Source organism: Pantoea sp. Cy-639 (assembly GCF_011752525.1).
GTDB lineage: Bacteria > Pseudomonadota > Gammaproteobacteria > Pseudomonadales > Pseudomonadaceae > Aquipseudomonas.
The window spans coordinates 41,494-57,177 of sequence record NZ_VWXI01000015.1; the positions used below are offsets into that span (position 1 = coordinate 41,494).

A 15,684-nucleotide genomic window follows, 5' to 3' on the forward strand; every position below is an offset into this window, starting at 1 on the left:
ATAATGTCCAAGAAAATCTTTGTCACCGACACGATCCTGCGCGACGCCCACCAGTCCCTGCTGGCCACCCGCATGCGCACCGAAGACATGCTGCCGATCTGCGACAAGCTCGACAAGGTCGGCTACTGGTCGCTGGAAGTCTGGGGCGGTGCCACCTTCGACGCCTGCGTGCGCTTCCTCAAGGAAGATCCGTGGGAGCGCCTGCGCAAGCTGCGCGCCGCGCTGCCCAACACCCGTCTGCAGATGCTCCTGCGCGGCCAGAACCTGCTGGGCTACCGTCACTACAGCGACGATGTGGTCAAGGCCTTCGTCGCCAAGGCGGCGGTCAACGGCATCGATGTGTTCCGCATCTTCGACGCCATGAACGACGTGCGTAACCTGCGTGTGGCCATCGAGGCGGTGAAGGCCGCCGGCAAGCACGCCCAGGGCACCATCGCCTACACCACCAGCCCGGTGCACACCATCGATGCCTTCGTGAAGCAGGCCAAGCAGATGGAAGCCATGGGCTGCGACTCGGTGGCGATCAAGGACATGGCCGGCCTGCTGACGCCGTTCGCCACCGGCGAACTGGTCAAGGCGCTGAAGGCCGAGCAGTCGCTGCCGGTGTTCATCCACTCCCACGACACCGCGGGCCTGGCCGCGATGTGCCAGCTCAAGGCGGTGGAAAACGGCGCCGACCATATCGACACCGCGATTTCCAGCTTCGCCTGGGGCACCAGCCACCCGGGCACCGAGTCGATGGTCGCCGCGCTCAAGGGCAGCGAGTTCGACACCGGCCTGGACCTGGAGCTGTTGCAGGAAATTGGCCTGTACTTCTATGCCGTGCGCAAGAAGTACCACCAGTTCGAAAGCGAGTTCACTGCCGTGGACACTCGCGTGCAGGTCAACCAGGTGCCGGGCGGGATGATTTCCAACCTGGCCAACCAGCTCAAGGAGCAGGGCGCCCTCAGCCGCATGAACGAAGTGCTGGCGGAGATTCCGCGGGTTCGCGAAGACCTCGGCTTCCCGCCGCTGGTCACCCCGACCTCGCAGATCGTCGGTACCCAGGCGTTCTTCAACGTGCTCGCCGGCGAGCGCTACAAGACCATCACCAACGAGGTGAAGCTGTACCTGCAAGGCGGCTACGGCAAGGCACCTGGCGTGGTCAACGAGCAACTGCGGCGCCAGGCGATCGGCAGCGAAGAAGTGATCGACGTGCGCCCGGCCGACCTGCTGAAGCCGGAAATGGCCAAGCTGCGCACCGACATCGGCGCCCTGGCCCGCAGCGAGGAAGACGTGCTGACCTTCGCCATGTTCCCGGACATCGGGCGCAAGTTCCTCGAGGAGCGCGAAGCCGGCACCCTGACCCCCGAAGCCCTGCTGCCGATTCCAGAGGCTGGCGCTGTGGCGTCGGTTGGCGGTGAGGGCGTGCCGACCGAGTTCGTCATCGACGTGCACGGCGAGACCTATCGCGTCGACATCACCGGTGTGGGCGTCAAGGCCGAGGGCAAGCGTCACTTCTACCTGTCGATCGACGGCATGCCGGAAGAGGTGGTGTTCGAGCCGCTCAACGAGTTCGTCGGCGGTGGTGGCAGCAAGCGCAAGCAGGCCAGCGCGCCGGGCCATGTCAGCACCACCATGCCGGGCAATATCGTCGATGTGCTGGTCAAGGAAGGCGATGTGGTCAAGGCCGGGCAGCCGGTGCTGATCACCGAAGCCATGAAGATGGAGACCGAAGTCCAGGCGGCCATCGCCGGCAAGGTCGTGGCCATCCACGTGGCCAAGGGCGACCGGGTGACCCCGGGCGAGATCCTGATCGAGATCGAGGGCTGATCCAAAGCCCTCGTCTGCAAGCGGTTAACCTCTGGGGAGCGAAGGCTCCCCTTTTTTTGCCTGAAGATATCGTGTCATTGCGCGAGCTACAGGCGCCGTGATGAATGCTATCGGCTACGCTGGCCTGGCGTCGTGGGAGCGGGCTTGCCCCGTGATGACGTCAGCCCAGGCGGCATGCCTCCAGCGTTCGTAGCTGCCCTCCAGGCTGTTGGTTCTCCACGCTCAACCAGCGCTCGAAACCTGCCGCCACCGCCGGCCACTCGGTGTCGGTGATCGAATACCAGGCGGTATCACGGTTGTGTCCCTTCACCACCATGTGATTGCGGAACACCCCCTCGAACACAAAGCCGAACCGCTCGGCCGCACGCTTGGATCGGGCGTTGGCGTCATTGCACTTCCATTCCAGTCGACGGTTGCCCAGCGCGAAGCCCAGCCTGCCCAGCAGGTATACCGCTTCGGTGCCTTTTGGGGTGCGCTGCATGGCGGCGCCAAAGGCGATGTGGCCGATCTCGAAGCGGCCCTGGTCGGGGACGATCGACATGTAGCTGAGAATGCCCTGTACCTGGCCGCTGGCGCGATCGATCACGCTATAGAACAACGGGTCGCGGCTGGCGGCATTGCCTTGCAGCCAGAGGTCGAAAGCTGCGCGTTCGCTGAACGGGCCATAGGCCAGGTAGTTCCACAGCAGCGGGTCCGAGCCTGGGCCTTGCAGCACGTCCCAGAGGTCATTGCCGTGGCGTGTCGGATCTAGCCGCTCCAGGCGCACGAAGCGTCCCTCGAGCGGAGTGGAGTCGGGGGTTGCGGCAGGTTTCCAGCAGGCGATTTCGCTCATATCCGACCTACAGTGCCTTGCGAAATTGGATGAAGCCCGGACGCTCGGCAACCTGCTCGTACAGGCTGATGGCGGTGGCGTTGGTCTCATGGGTCAGCCAGTGCACCTTGATGCAACCGGCGGCCCTGGCTGTCGCATAGACCTGCTCTATCAGCTGACGACCAATGCCCAGGCCACGCTGGGCGCTGTCCACGTAGAGATCCTGCAGGTAGCAGGAGTTCTCGATGCTCCAGTTGGAACGATGGTAGATGAAGTTGACCATGCCCACGGCCTTGCCATCGACCCAGGCCAGCACTGAATGGGTCGGCTCGTTCGGGTCGAGCAGCCGCTGCCAGGTGCTGGCGCTGACGGTGTCGGCCAGTCCGGTCTGGTAGAAGCGCAGGTAGGCCTGCCACAGCGGCAGCCAGGCAGCATGGTCGTCGGCGCCAACCGGGCGCAGGGTTACGTGGGTCATGGAGGTTTCCTTCAGAGATCGCGCATGTGCGCGGCGAGTCGGTTGTCCAGGTAGTCGGTGCTGGCGCCCAAGCCCGCGCGCACCCCGGCGATATCCTCGGCCGAACGGTTCTGGCTGAGCTTGCGCGCGCCCTGCAGGCGGGAGATGGGCAAGCGGATGCCGACGATGGCGCGGAGCATGCCTTCGAGGTAGTCGGCAGGAGCGTCGGCCACGCTCCACGGCGTTCGGCGGCCCTGTTCGTGGCGGTCGGTCAGGCGACTGACGATGTCCAGCAGCGGGGCGGCCTGATGGATCACCTCGACCGGGCCATAAGCGTGCACGGCTGTGTAGTTCCAGGTCGGTACTACCCTGGGGTTGTCGTGCTTGCTCGGGTAGTAGCCCGGGCTGACATAGGCATCGTCGCCGGGGAACACCAACAGGGCCTCGCCCCCCTGCTCCAGGTCCTGCCACTGGCGGTTGGCCCTGGCCAGGTGCCCATACACGGTGCCGAATTCGCCTTCGTCAGGTGCGACCAGGACCGGTAGGTGAGTCGCCAGCAATCCCTGTTCGCCATGGCTGACCAGCATGGCCAGGCGCGTTTGCAACATGTGCTGGTGCAGGCGGCAAAGGTCGTGTTCCTGGTGCGGTTTGCTGTTGTACATGGGGCGGGGTCCTTGTCGAATGGCTCCATGCTAGGCAGGCTATTGGTGCTGTGTAAGAGCCATTCGTTGTTGTTTTCATAGGTCCAATTCCATGAGCGAGCGATCCCACGCATTGCCCTTCGATCCGGCCGGTATCGTGCTCGACCGTCGTCGCGGGCTCAGTCAGCAGCTTTACCAGGCTTTGCGTGCGCGGGTGCTGGACGGCCGACTGGGTAGCGGCACCCGGCTGCCGGCCACTCGAGACCTGGCGGCGGTATTGGCGTTGTCGCGCAACAGCGTGGTACGGGCCTATGACCAGTTGTATGCCGAAGGCTTCATTGAAAGCCGGGTAGGGGACGGCACCTATGTGAGCCAGCTGGGGAAACTATCCACACAGTTACCCACAGGGTTATCCCGGGGTTTATCAACAGACTTATCCACATTTTGCGCTTCTGATACTGAGGATTTATCCAGCCAGCCCGTTGCCAGCGGGTCGCTCCAACGCCTGGAAAATCATCACCTGCCGACGCCACGGAGCGGACCTTCACGCGCTTTTCGGGTGGGGGTGCCAGCATTCGACCTGTTCCCTTTCGAGGTCTGGGCCAAGCTGCAAGCGGGTTTCTGGCGTAATCCCGCGCCTGAAGCGCTGGGGTACGGCGACCCGGCAGGCGAACGGCCATTGCGCGAGCTGATCGCGACCTATCTGCGTCGATCGCGGGGGCTCTCCTGCGATGCTGGACAAATTGTGATCACCAGTGGCGCGCAGGAAGCCATCAGCCTTTGTGCACAGCTGCTGTTGCAGCCGGGCGATGGCGTGGCTGTGGAAAACCCGGGGTATCGCGCTGCCGGGCATGCCTTTGCCATGGCCGGTGCAACGCTGCGGGGGATACCGGTGGATGATGAGGGGATGGATTGTGCCCGGCTGGCCGAATACCCCGAGTGCCGGCTGGCCTATGTCACCCCGGCTCACCAGTATCCAACTGGCGTCACCCTGAGTCTGGCCCGGCGCCTGGCGCTGCTGGCCTGGGCCGAGCGTCAGGACGGCTGGATCATCGAGGATGACTATGACGGTGAATACCGCTACAGCGGCGCGCCCCTGGCACCGCTGGCCGCCCTGGACCGGCAAGGGCGGGTGTTGTATGTCGGCACGTTCGGCAAGATTGCTTTCCCTGCGCTGCGCCTGGGTTACCTGGTGCTGCCGCGGCGATTGGTGCAGGCGTTCAGCCAGGCCCGGGCGCTGGCGGTACGGCATTCGGAAGTCGGTACCCAGTGCGTGATGGCGCAGTTCATGGCCCAGGGGTACTTCCAGCGACATATCCGGCGCATGCGCCGGGCGGCGCTGGCGCGGCGCAATGTGCTGCAGGCGGGGTGGCCGACAGATGTACCGGGGCTGGGAGCGATGCCGGAGGTGGCGGCCGGGCTGCATGTGAAGGTGGATGTGGATAACCTTGCGCGGGAGCAGGCGCTGGTGGCGCGGGCGGAAGCGATGGGGGTAGAAGTGAACCCCTTGAGTAGCTATTGGCTGGAGGACAGCGCAGTGCCTGTGGATAACCGTGCAGGGCTGGTGCTGGGGTTTGCGGCGGTGCCGGAGGGGCAGATTGCCGAGGCCTTGATGCGCTTGCGCAAGGCCTGGCGCTAGCCCTCGCAGGGCAAGCCCGCTCCCACAAGGCACCTGGCCTGGCGCGTGGGAGCGGGCTTGCCCCGCGATGGCCTCAGGTTCCGGACTTGATCCGGGTCCAGGCCCGGGTGCGCGCCCGCTCGGCATCCCGTGGCAGTGGCTTGAGGGTATACAGCTTGGCCATCGCCTCTGCCGTGGGGTACAGGTTCGGGTTGTTGCGGATCGCCGGACTGACCTGATCGGTCGCGTCCTTGTTCGGGTTCGGGTAGCCGACGAAATCACTGATCGGTGCGATCACCTCAGGCCGCAGCAGATAGTTGATGAAGGCATGGGCATCCTCCGGGTTGGCTGCGTTCTTCGGGATCGCCAGCATGTCGAACCAGATCGGCGCCCCTTCCCTGGGCAGGCGCATGTCGACCACCACGCCGTTGTGCGCTTCGTGCGCGCGGTTGGCGGCCTGGGAGAAGCTGCCGGAGTAGCCCACCGCCACGCAGATGTCGCCGTTGGCGATATCGGCCATGTACTTGGACGAGTGGAAGTAGGTGACGGACGGGCGGATCTTCAGCAACAGGTCCTGGGCCTTCTGGTAGTCCGCCGGCTTGCCGCTGTTGGGATCCAGGCCGAGGTAGGCCAGCGCCAGCGGGAGGATCTCCGATGGCGAGTCGAGCAGCGCCACGCCACACTGCTTGAGCTTGGCGATGTTCTCTTCCTTGAAGATCAGATCCCAGCTGTCCACCGGGGCGTCCTCGCCAAGCACCGCCTTGACCTTGTCCGGGTTGAAGCCGATCAGCACGGTGCCGTACATGTACGGCACGGCGAAGCGGTTACCGGGGTCGTTGGCTTCGATCAGCTTCATCAGCGCTGGGTCCAGATGCCGCCAGTTCGGCAGCTTGTCGCGATCCAGCGGCTGGAACACGCCCGCCTCGATCTGCTTGGCGAGGAACACGTTGGATGGCACCACCACGTCATAGCCGGAGTTGCCGGTGAGCAGCTTGGCCTCCAGCGCCTCGTTGGTGTCGAAGATGTCGTACACCAGCTTGACGCCGCTGTCTTTCTGGAAAGCGGTCAAGGTCTGCGGGGTGATGTAGTCGAACCAGTTGTACACATGCAAGGTGCGCTGCTCGGCATGGGCGGGCAGGGCGCCGGCCAGCAGGGTGGTGGCGATCAGCGGGGCGAGCAGACGCTTGAGACGGACCATGATCAGGCTCCTGGCTGGGCGCGCTGGAAGCCTTCCAGCACATTGACCGCGTTGATGCCGATTTCTTCCACGGCGTAGCCGCCTTCCATCACGAACAGCGTCGGCTTGCCGAGCTGGGCGATGCGCTTGCCCATCTCCAGGTAGTCGGGGCTTTCGAGCTTGAACTGGGAGATCGGGTCGTCCTTGAACGTGTCCACGCCCAGGGAGATCACCAGCACGTCGGCGTCGTAGTCGGCGATGCGCTGGCAGGCGTCCTCCAGCGCGGCGCTCCAGGTCGCCCAGCCGCTGCCGGCGGGCAGCGGGTAGTTGATGTTGCAGCCTTCGCCCGCGCCCTGGCCGGTCTCGTCGGCGTAGCCGAGGAAGAACGGGAACTCGTCCTGCGGGTCGCCATGGATCGAGGCGAAGAACACGTCGTCGCGGGTGTAGAAGATGTCCTGGGTGCCATTGCCGTGGTGATAGTCGACGTCGAGGATGGCGACCTTGCGCCTGCCCTGGTCGAGGAAGGCCTGGGCGGCGATGGCGGCGTTGTTCAGGTAGCAGTAGCCGCCCATGACCTCGGCGGCGGCGTGATGCCCTGGCGGGCGGCACAGGGCGAAGGCCGAATGGGCGCCTTGCTGGATCGCGGCCTGGGCGGTCAGTGCCACCTGGGCGGCGCTGTAGGCGGCCTGCCAGGTGCCGGCGGTGATCGGTGCGCCGGCGTCGAAGCTGTAGTAGCCGAGCTCGCCGTGCAGACCTGTGGGTTTGACCTGGCGCAGGGTGCGCGCCGGCCAGGTGAAGGGCAGCAGGTCGCCGTCGTGGCCGAGCTTGGCCCAGCGCGCCCAGGCGCCTTCGAAGAAGTTCAGGTAATCGGCGCTGTGAATGCGTTGCAGCGGTGCGCGGCCAAAGTCGGCGGGTCCTTTTATGGGGCCGAGGTTGCGTTGCTTGACCCGCTCCAGGACATGATCGGCGCGCGAAGGCATTTCGAAACAGGGCATCAGCTTGCCGTCTATCAGCTCGCAGCGGCCATGGTGCAGGCGGTGGTCGTCGGAATAGATCGTCAGCATTTGTTGTTCTCCGGATTCACTGGCGTGGGGGCATTTTCACGGGTGGCCCGGTGGCGGAGAACGACGTAAACGGCCAAAAGGGGATCGATGTGGCCAAGCCATCCTGTGTCCCCCCTATCGCAGGCTTGCCCCGCGATAGGGGGGACACCTGTCAGTTGCGAAAATGGCTGGGCGCCATCCCGCTCCAGCGCTGGAAGGCATGGCGAAAACTGGCGGTCTCGCTGAAGCCCAGGGTCTCGGCGATCCGGTAGATCGGCATCTCGTCTTCGGCCAGCAGTTGCTTGGCCCGCTCGAAGCGCAACTCGTCGAGCAGTTGTTGATAACTGCTGCCCAGCGCCTGCAGGTGCCGGCGCAAGGTGCGCGACGAGCAGTTCATCTGTCGTGCCAGCCCTTCCAGGCCAGGGGCGGCATCCAGTTGCTGGACCAGCAACTGGCGGATGCGTCCGAGCCAGGCCTGGCGACCGGTGAACTCCAGGTTCAGGCGCCGGCAGCGTTCGCCCATGGCCTTGTGGGTGACCGGGTCGGCCAGCGGCAGCGGCATGTCCAGCCAGCGGCGTTCGAAGGCGAAGGCGTTATCGCTGGCGTCGAAACCTAGCGGGCACTGGAATGCACTGTCGTAGAGCGTGTGGTAGCCAGGGCGCGGATGTTCGAAGCGCGCCGTCAGCAGCGGCAGCGGGCGGCCCAGCAGGTCGTCGCAGATCACCTTGAGCGATACCAGGCAGAACTCGGCATTGAAGGCGGCCAGCCCCGGTGCATCGTAATGCTCGCTGGCACTGAGCCAGGCCCGTTGGCCATCATCGACCAGGCGCAGTTGGAAGACTGTTCCCAGCAGTGCCGGATAGTTCAGCGCCAGGCGCAGGGCGTCACCCAAAGTGGCACTGGAGAGCAGGGCGTAACCGAGCATGCCATAGCACGACACATGCATGCGCCGGCCCAGTTCCAGGCCGATGTCTTCGCGCCGGGCCAGGGCGTTGGCGCATACCTGAAGCTCCTGCTGGGTGGTGATGCGTGCATCGGCGTGGCCCAGGTCGGCCGGGCCGATGCCGCTGCCGGCGAGCAGCTGTCGCGGGTCGACACCGTCCTCCTGGAACACCTGAAGGATCAGCGAAACCGCGTTGAGGGTGGTGAGGTGGCTGTGCAGCATGCTCGGTGTCCCGTTGGGCTGAGGGGCATTATGGAGCAAGTTGTGTGCCGGTTGGCGCGCAAGGCAAGGCGCGAGAGTGGCGTTGGCGCTGGTTTGCCCCGTGCAGGCGGCGGGGCAGGCCTGCCCTCGCGAATCCCGCGTTTCAGGGGAATAAAAAAAGGGCCCGGAGCGTGCGCTCGGGCCCTTGAAAGGTTGAGAGGTGTCTAGTCCCTCGACCTGGTGAGACTGTTTGCAGCGGCCTGGTTACGCCTTCAGCGGAACCAGACGGGGAGCGATCATGTTTTCCGGACGCAGGATGTCGTTGAGCATCGCTTCGTCCAGCAACTGTTCCTCGCGCACCAGTTCCAGCACGCCGCGACCGGTTTCCAGGGCGACGCGGGCGATACGGGTGGCGTTTTCGTAGCCGATGTACGGGTTCAGGGCGGTGACCAGGCCGATCGAGTGCTCGACCAGTTCACGGCAGCGCTGTTCGTTGGCGGTGATGCCGACGATGCAGTGCTCGCGCAGCATGTCCATGGCGCGTTGCAGCAGGCGAATCGAGTCGAAGATCTTGTAGGCGATCAGCGGCTCCATCACGTTCAGCTGCAGTTGGCCACCTTCGGCAGCGACGGTCAGGGCCAGGTCGTTGCCCATGATGGCGAAGGCCACCTGGTTGACGGCCTCGGGGATGACCGGGTTGACCTTGCCGGGCATGATCGAGCTGCCTGGCTGGCGCGCCGGCAGGTTGATCTCGTTGATGCCGGTACGCGGGCCGCTGGACAGCAGGCGCAGGTCGTTGCAGATCTTCGACAGCTTGACCGCGGTGCGCTTGAGCATGCCGGAGAACAGCACGAAGGCGCCCATGTCGGAGGTGGCTTCGATCAGGTCGGCGGCCGGTACCAGCGGCTGGCCGCTGATGGTCGCCAGGCGCTGCACGGCCAGGGCCTGGTAGCCCGGGTCGGCGTTGATGCCGGTACCGATGGCGGTGCCACCCAGGTTGATTTCGGTCAGCAGTTCCGGTGCCAGCGAGCGCAGGCGCTGCAGGTCTTCGCCCATGGTGGTGGCGAAGGCGCGGAATTCCTGGCCCAGGGTCATCGGTACGGCGTCCTGCAGCTGGGTGCGGCCCATCTTCAGGACGTGGTCGAACTCCTTACCCTTGGCAGCGAAGGCCTGGATCAGGCTGTCGAGGCTGGCCAGCAGGGCGTCGTGGCCCAGCAGCAGACCCAGACGGATCGCGGTCGGGTAGGCGTCGTTGGTCGACTGCGCCATGTTCACGTCGTTGTTCGGGTGCAGGTACTGGTACTCACCTTTCTGGTGGCCCATGTGCTCCAGCGCGACGTTGGCGATGACTTCGTTGGCGTTCATGTTGGTGGAGGTGCCGGCACCGCCCTGGATCATGTCCACCACGAACTGGTCGTGGAAGTCACCCTTGATCAGGCGGGCGCAGGCCGCGCTGATGGCGGCGTGCTTGGCATCGCTCAGGTGCCCCAGCTCACGGTTGGCGTCGGCAGCGGCCTGCTTGACCATGGCCAGGGCCACGACCAGCTTCGGGTAGTGCGACAGCGGAACACCGGAGAGATGGAAGTTGTTGGCAGCGCGCAGGGTCTGGATGCCGTAGTAGGCATCGGCAGGGACTTCAAGGGTACCAAGCAGATCTTTTTCGACGCGAAACGATGCAGCGGAAGACATGATAGATATCATCTCGATTTTGACCCGGCACCTGCCGGAATGGCGCCAATCCTAGGGCTGCCCGGATTTTGCGGCCAATGCTGTTGCACGCTAACCTATGCGCAAACGGCATACGGTTTGATGTGACGCCGATTGACAATCGAGCGTGTTCCATTTTGGTGCACGCGTTGCGGAGTAGTCGATGAACCTCGAAAGCAAATGGCTGGAGGACTTCAGTGCCTTGGCCTCCACCCGCAGTTTCTCGCAGGCGGCCGAGCGCCGCTTCGTCACCCAGCCGGCCTTCAGCCGTCGCATCCGCAGCCTGGAGGCAGCGCTGGGCCTGACCTTGGTGAATCGTTCCCGCACTCCCATCGAGCTGACCGAGGCTGGCCAGCTGTTTCTCGTCACCGCACGCACGGTTGTCGACCAGTTGAGCGAAGTTCTGCGCCACCTGCACCACCTCGAAGGTGGCCAGGGCGAGGTGATTCAGATCGCCGCGGCGCACTCGCTGGCGTCGGGCTTTTTCCCCCGCTGGGTGGCGCAGCTGCGCAACGATGGGTTGAACATCGCCACCCGGCTGGTTGCGACTAACGTCGGGGATGCGGTGCATGCGCTGCGCGAGGGTGGCTGCGACCTGATGCTGGCGTTCTACGACCCGGACGCTGCGTTGCAGATGGACGCCGAGATCTTCCCCTCCTTACATATGGGCAACACTGAAATGCTGCCCGTGTGCGCAGTGGGTGCCGATGGCAAGCCGTTGTTCGACCTGGAAGGCGAGGGCAGCGTACCGCTGCTGGCCTACAGCGCCGGGGCCTTCCTCGGCCGTTCGGTCAACCTGCTGCTGCGTCAGCGCAACCTGCGCTATACCACGGTCTATGAGACCGCCATGGCCGACAGTCTCAAGAGCATGGCCCTGGAGGGCATGGGCATCGCCTGGGTGCCGAAGCTGTCGATGCGGGGCGAACTGGAGCGTGGCGAGCTGGCAATCTGTGGCGCCAGCCAGTGGCACGTGCCGCTGGAGATTCGCCTGTACCGCTGCGCCTTGGTCCGCAAGGCCAATGTGCGTTTGCTGTGGCGCAAGCTGGAGGGCGGTTCAGTTGACCCGAAAGTCAGCCAAACCCCCGAAAAATAAGGGCGACAGTTGGTCGCCAGGGGTGCCGTGATCGCCCATCGTTACGCTATACTGCGCGGCCTTTCGACCGGATGTGCCCGGTCCTGATCAGCAAACAAGCCACGCCGGTCATCCCGCGTGGCTTGTTGTTTTTTGACGCGCCCGAGGGCGCACAAGCGAAGAGGCTCGACGATGAGTGCACTGGTTGGCGTGATCATGGGCTCCAAGTCCGATTGGTCCACCCTTAGCCACACCGCCGATATGCTGGAAAAACTCGGCATTCCCTACGAAGTGAAGGTGGTTTCCGCCCACCGCACGCCGGACCTGCTGTTCCAGTACGCCGAGGAGGCCGAAGGCCGTGGCATCGAGGTGATCATCGCCGGTGCCGGCGGTGCAGCCCACCTGCCAGGCATGTGCGCCGCCAAGACCCACCTGCCGGTGCTGGGCGTGCCGGTACAGTCGTCGATGCTGTCGGGCGTCGATTCGCTGCTGTCGATCGTGCAGATGCCGGCCGGCGTACCGGTTGCCACCCTGGCCATCGGCAAGGCTGGTGCGATCAACGCCGCGCTGCTGTCGGCGAGCATTCTCGGTGCCAAGCACCCGCAGTTCCACACGGTGCTCAAGCAGTTCCGCACGGAGCAGACCGATACCGTGCTGGACAATCCAGATCCGCGCCAGGCTTGAGGCTGAAGATATGAAGATCGGTGTAATCGGTGGTGGCCAGCTGGGCCGCATGCTGGCCCTGGCGGGCACCCCGCTGGGCATGAACTTCGCCTTCCTCGACCCGGCGCCGGACGCTTGCGCCGCCCCGTTGGGCGAGCACCTGCGTGCCGACTATGGCGACCAGGACCACCTGCGCCAGCTGGCCGACGAAGTCGACCTGGTGACCTTCGAGTTCGAGAGCGTGCCGGCCGAGACCGTCGCCTTCCTCTCGCAGTTCGTTCCGGTCTACCCGAGTGCCGAAGCCCTGCGCATCGCCCGCGACCGCCTGTTCGAGAAGAGCCTGTTCCGCGACTTGGGGATTCCCACCCCGGCCTTCGCCGACATCCTGTCCCAGGCCGACCTCGATGCCGCGGTCGCCAGCATCGGCCTGCCGGCCGTGCTCAAGACCCGCACCCTGGGTTACGACGGCAAGGGCCAGAAGGTCCTGCGCAAGCCCGAGGACGTGGTCGATACCTTCGCCGAGCTGGGCAGCGTGCCATGCCTGCTCGAAGGTTTTGTGCCGTTCACTGGCGAAGTCTCGCTGGTGGCCGTGCGTGCCCGTGACGGTGAGACCCGCTTCTACCCGCTGGTGCACAACACCCACGACAGCGGCATCCTGCGTCTGTCGGTCGCCAGCGAGGCCCACCCGCTGCAGGCCCTGGCCGAGGACTATGTCGGTCGTGTCCTGCAGAATCTGGACTATGTCGGGGTCATGGCATTCGAGTTCTTCGAGGTCGACGGTGGCCTGAAGGCCAACGAGATCGCTCCGCGGGTGCACAACTCCGGGCACTGGACCATCGAAGGCGCCGAGTGCAGCCAGTTCGAGAACCACCTGCGGGCCGTTGCCGGCCTGCCGTTGGGCTCGACCGCCAAGGTCGGCGAGAGCGCCATGCTCAACTTCATCGGCGAAGTACCGGCGGTGGACAAGGTCGTGGCCATCGACGACTGCCACCTGCACCACTACGGCAAGGCCTTCAAGGCCGGGCGCAAGGTTGGTCACGCCACCCTGCGCTGTGCCGACATGGCCACGCTCAAGGCCAGGATCGCCGAAGTAGAGGCGTTGATCGCCGGCTGAGCGAACTTCTGTCGGCAAGCGGCCGTCTGAAATGGCAACAAGCCAAAGCGCTGTCTAGGCTTTGGCTTGTTCCATCTTCATTCAGAGGGTTTGCCATGGGCATCATTGGAACCATCTTCATCGGCCTGATCGTCGGTCTGCTGGCGCGTTTCCTGAAACCGGGTGACGACAGCATGGGCTGGATCATGACCATTCTCCTCGGCATCGCCGGCTCACTGGTCGCCACCTATGGCGGACAGGCCCTGGGTATCTACCACGCCGGACAGGCGGCGGGCTTCTTCGGGGCCCTGGTAGGCGCGATCATCCTTCTGGTGATCTACGGCTTCATCAAGAAGAACTGAACACAGGCTAGAATGCCCGGCAATTCCATCCCGAGTTGCCGAGCATTGCCATGCGTGCGTTTTTCCTGATTCCCCTGCTGCTGGCCAGCACCCTGGCCCACGCCGAACTGCCTGAGACCGACTGGCTGGAACTGATGCCGAAGTCGGACCAGAAGGCCCTCGAGCAGATGCCTGAGATCGACCACAACTCCCCCGAGGCCCAGGGCACCTTCACTGCCAAAGGCGGCCTCAAGCAGAGCAAGGGCTTGCCGGCGGTGATGTACTCGACCAAGACCGTTGCCGCCATGAACGGCAGGCAGATCCGCCTGGGCGGGTATCCGGTGCCGCTGGAGAGCGATGCCAAGGGCAACAGCACGCTGTTCTTCCTGGTGCCGTACCCAGGGGCATGCATCCATGTGCCGCCGCCGCCGCCGAACCAACTGGTGCTGGTGCGTTACCCGAAAGGGCTGAAGATCGACGATATCTACACGCCGTTGTGGGTGACCGGCACCTTGAAGGTGGAAAAGGTCAGCAACGACCTGGCCGATGCCGCGTATGCGCTGGAGGCGGGGAAGGTGAGGGTGGTGGAGGATGCCGATCTCTGAGCCTTGTGCATCGTATCGCCGGGCAAGCCGTGGGAGCGGGCTTGCCCGGCGATGACGTTCTCAGAGCGCCTGGCTGGCGATGCTGACGCTCATTGCATGGCTTGCCCCCGGCTTGAGCACCACCACGTCATCCAGCACATTCGCCGTTTCGATGCACAGCATGCGCTGCCAACCGTCGTCGGCCATGTCCGGTAGCTCGCGGGCGCGGTCGGTCCAGGGATTCCAGATCACCGCCGTGCGCGAACCACCGGCCTTGAGGGTGATGCGCCGACTCCACCGTGGGTCGACGATCGCCAGTTGTTCGGGGGCATCCAGGTAGATGCGGTCGGTCTCGCCGGCGAAGCCCAGGCTGCCCTGCTGCTTGCGTTGTTCCCAGTTGGCCAGGGTTTCGATATAGGCCAAGCCATCCACACCTTCCACCTGTACCTGGCGTACATCGCTCACCGCGAAGTAACTGTGCAGGGCCTGGCTCAGGGTGACGTCGCTGTTGCCCAGGTTGTAGCTGGTGAGGGTCAACTTGAGCGTGTCGGCCAGTTCCACCAGCAACTTCAGCTCCACTTCATGGGGCCAGCCTGGCAGGTCGCCCTGGGTTTCGGGCAGGCTGAACTCGATACGCAGGGTTTCGCCGGCTTCCTCGACCCCCAGCAACTGCCAGTCGCGCCCGCGCACCAGACCATGAGCCGGCGCCTGTTCGCCATGGAACATGGTTTTGACCGCGTCAGGATTGCGTTCGAAGATGCCGAACCAGGGCCAGCATATCGGAGCGCCCGCGCGCACTGACTTGCCCTGGCGGAAGATGGCCTGGTCGCTCAGCCACAGCACCGGCGGCTCGCCCAGGCGCTGATAGCTCAGGACCTGTGCGCCCTGCTGGGCGATCAGTAGCTCGGCGTGGTCGCTGGTGATGCGCCAGCAGTTGAGTTCGCCGTGTTGCTCGGTGTTGACCTGGAAGTTCGCCATTGCACTCGTCTCATTGGTGGCCTGTCGGGCCTTGGACCCGGTGAGGTGCAATGAGTTTACCGCCCGTTGGCGTCAGCGACGAGGCACCGAGCGGGTACGGCCGCTGCCATCGATGGCAACGAACACGAAGGCGGCTTCGGTGACCTTGCGCCATTCGCTGGACAACGGATCGTCGCTCCACACCTCGACCATCATCTGGATCGAGCTGCGACCGATTTCGAGCGTCTGGGTATAGAAGGAGAGTTGTGCGCCAACCGCTACCGGCACGAGGAAGGCCATGCGGTCGATGGCCACGGTGGCCACCCGGCCACCGGCGACGCGGCTCGCCATGGCGGTGCCGGCCAGGTCCATCTGGGCGACCAGCCAGCCGCCGAAGATATCGCCGAAACCGTTGGTTTCCCGCGGCAGCGCGGTGATCTGCAAGGCCAGGTCGCCTTGCGGGATAGGATCTTCTTGTTCGAGTTCAATCATGCCGTGGGGCCTCTGACCCGTGACGCTTCGTTGGTGGCGCAGTAACGGACGCCGTAAAAACGATTCAGCAGGTCG

Annotated in this window: 16 protein-coding genes; 7 read left to right on the forward strand and 9 right to left on the reverse strand. The window is 64.6% G+C overall.

Features of this window, described 5'->3' with window-relative positions:
• The first annotated feature begins 3 nt into the window (after window positions 1–3).
• Window positions 4–1,812, forward strand: coding sequence for a sodium-extruding oxaloacetate decarboxylase subunit alpha (oadA, locus tag F3J43_RS18005; RefSeq protein WP_166889636.1), 1,809 nt, complete (start codon window positions 4–6; stop codon window positions 1,810–1,812).
• A gap of 160 nt (window positions 1,813–1,972) precedes the next feature.
• On the opposite strand, the gene F3J43_RS18010 is transcribed toward oadA, so the two are convergent.
• Genes F3J43_RS18010 through F3J43_RS18020 form a run of 3 tightly spaced genes read right to left on the reverse strand, consistent with a single transcriptional unit; the run spans window position 1,973 to window position 3,739 of the window.
• A complete protein-coding gene (locus F3J43_RS18010) occupies window positions 1,973–2,644 on the reverse strand; it encodes a GNAT family N-acetyltransferase (protein WP_166889638.1) in 672 nt (223 codons plus the stop codon).
• A gap of 7 nt (window positions 2,645–2,651) precedes the next feature.
• Entirely contained in the window at window positions 2,652–3,098 is a 447-nt protein-coding gene (locus F3J43_RS18015) for a GNAT family N-acetyltransferase (RefSeq protein ID WP_166889640.1), read from the reverse strand.
• An 11-nt stretch (window positions 3,099–3,109) separates the two neighbouring features.
• A complete protein-coding gene (locus F3J43_RS18020; protein ID WP_166889642.1) occupies window positions 3,110–3,739 on the reverse strand; it encodes an FMN-binding negative transcriptional regulator in 630 nt (209 codons plus the stop codon).
• A gap of 91 nt (window positions 3,740–3,830) precedes the next feature.
• On the opposite strand from F3J43_RS18020, the gene pdxR reads away from it, so the two are divergent.
• Window positions 3,831–5,357 carry a MocR-like pyridoxine biosynthesis transcription factor PdxR gene (pdxR, locus tag F3J43_RS18025; RefSeq protein ID WP_166889644.1) on the forward strand — a complete coding sequence of 509 codons (1,527 nt, stop codon included), beginning with the start codon at window positions 3,831–3,833 and terminating at the stop codon, window positions 5,355–5,357.
• A gap of 73 nt (window positions 5,358–5,430) precedes the next feature.
• Here pdxR and F3J43_RS18030 read toward each other — a convergent pair whose 3' ends face one another.
• From F3J43_RS18030 to aspA, 4 genes are all read right to left on the reverse strand, one after another.
• Window positions 5,431–6,534, reverse strand: a complete 1,104-nt coding sequence (locus F3J43_RS18030; protein WP_166889646.1) for an extracellular solute-binding protein — start codon at window positions 6,532–6,534, stop codon at window positions 5,431–5,433.
• A gap of 2 nt (window positions 6,535–6,536) precedes the next feature.
• On the reverse strand, window positions 6,537–7,577 hold the full coding sequence (locus F3J43_RS18035; RefSeq protein WP_166889649.1) for a histone deacetylase family protein: 1,041 nt from the start codon (window positions 7,575–7,577) through the stop codon (window positions 6,537–6,539).
• Between the two features lie 151 nt (window positions 7,578–7,728).
• Window positions 7,729–8,721, reverse strand: a complete 993-nt coding sequence (locus tag F3J43_RS18040; protein ID WP_166889652.1) for an AraC family transcriptional regulator — start codon at window positions 8,719–8,721, stop codon at window positions 7,729–7,731.
• A 243-nt stretch (window positions 8,722–8,964) separates the two neighbouring features.
• Window positions 8,965–10,389 carry an aspartate ammonia-lyase gene (aspA, locus tag F3J43_RS18045; RefSeq protein ID WP_166889656.1) on the reverse strand — a complete coding sequence of 475 codons (1,425 nt, stop codon included), beginning with the start codon at window positions 10,387–10,389 and terminating at the stop codon, window positions 8,965–8,967.
• A 181-nt stretch (window positions 10,390–10,570) separates the two neighbouring features.
• On the opposite strand from aspA, the gene F3J43_RS18050 reads away from it, so the two are divergent.
• The 5 genes from F3J43_RS18050 to F3J43_RS18070 all read left to right on the forward strand — a co-directional run bounded on the left by F3J43_RS18050 (window position 10,571) and on the right by F3J43_RS18070 (window position 14,181).
• Entirely contained in the window at window positions 10,571–11,500 is a 930-nt protein-coding gene (locus F3J43_RS18050) for a LysR substrate-binding domain-containing protein (protein WP_166889659.1), read from the forward strand.
• A 171-nt stretch (window positions 11,501–11,671) separates the two neighbouring features.
• A complete protein-coding gene (gene purE / locus F3J43_RS18055; protein ID WP_166889661.1) occupies window positions 11,672–12,163 on the forward strand; it encodes a 5-(carboxyamino)imidazole ribonucleotide mutase in 492 nt (163 codons plus the stop codon).
• A 10-nt stretch (window positions 12,164–12,173) separates the two neighbouring features.
• Window positions 12,174–13,256: a 5-(carboxyamino)imidazole ribonucleotide synthase gene (locus F3J43_RS18060; RefSeq protein ID WP_166889665.1), complete on the forward strand. Its 1,083-nt coding sequence runs from the start codon at window positions 12,174–12,176 to the stop codon at window positions 13,254–13,256.
• A 95-nt stretch (window positions 13,257–13,351) separates the two neighbouring features.
• The gene (locus tag F3J43_RS18065; protein ID WP_166889668.1) at window positions 13,352–13,597 is read left to right on the forward strand and encodes a GlsB/YeaQ/YmgE family stress response membrane protein; all 246 of its coding nucleotides are present in this window, start codon (window positions 13,352–13,354) and stop codon (window positions 13,595–13,597) included.
• A 50-nt stretch (window positions 13,598–13,647) separates the two neighbouring features.
• On the forward strand, window positions 13,648–14,181 hold the full coding sequence (locus F3J43_RS18070; protein ID WP_166889671.1) for a DUF3299 domain-containing protein: 534 nt from the start codon (window positions 13,648–13,650) through the stop codon (window positions 14,179–14,181).
• Between the two features lie 60 nt (window positions 14,182–14,241).
• Here F3J43_RS18070 and F3J43_RS18075 read toward each other — a convergent pair whose 3' ends face one another.
• Both F3J43_RS18075 and F3J43_RS18080 read right to left on the reverse strand, forming a co-directional pair.
• Window positions 14,242–15,138 (reverse strand): D-hexose-6-phosphate mutarotase, encoded by an 897-nt coding sequence (locus F3J43_RS18075; protein WP_166889674.1) that lies wholly within the window; start codon window positions 15,136–15,138, stop codon window positions 14,242–14,244.
• Between the two features lie 72 nt (window positions 15,139–15,210).
• Window positions 15,211–15,609, reverse strand: coding sequence for an acyl-CoA thioesterase (locus F3J43_RS18080; RefSeq protein ID WP_012274860.1), 399 nt, complete (start codon window positions 15,607–15,609; stop codon window positions 15,211–15,213).
• Between the last annotated feature and the right edge of the window lie 75 nt (window positions 15,610–15,684).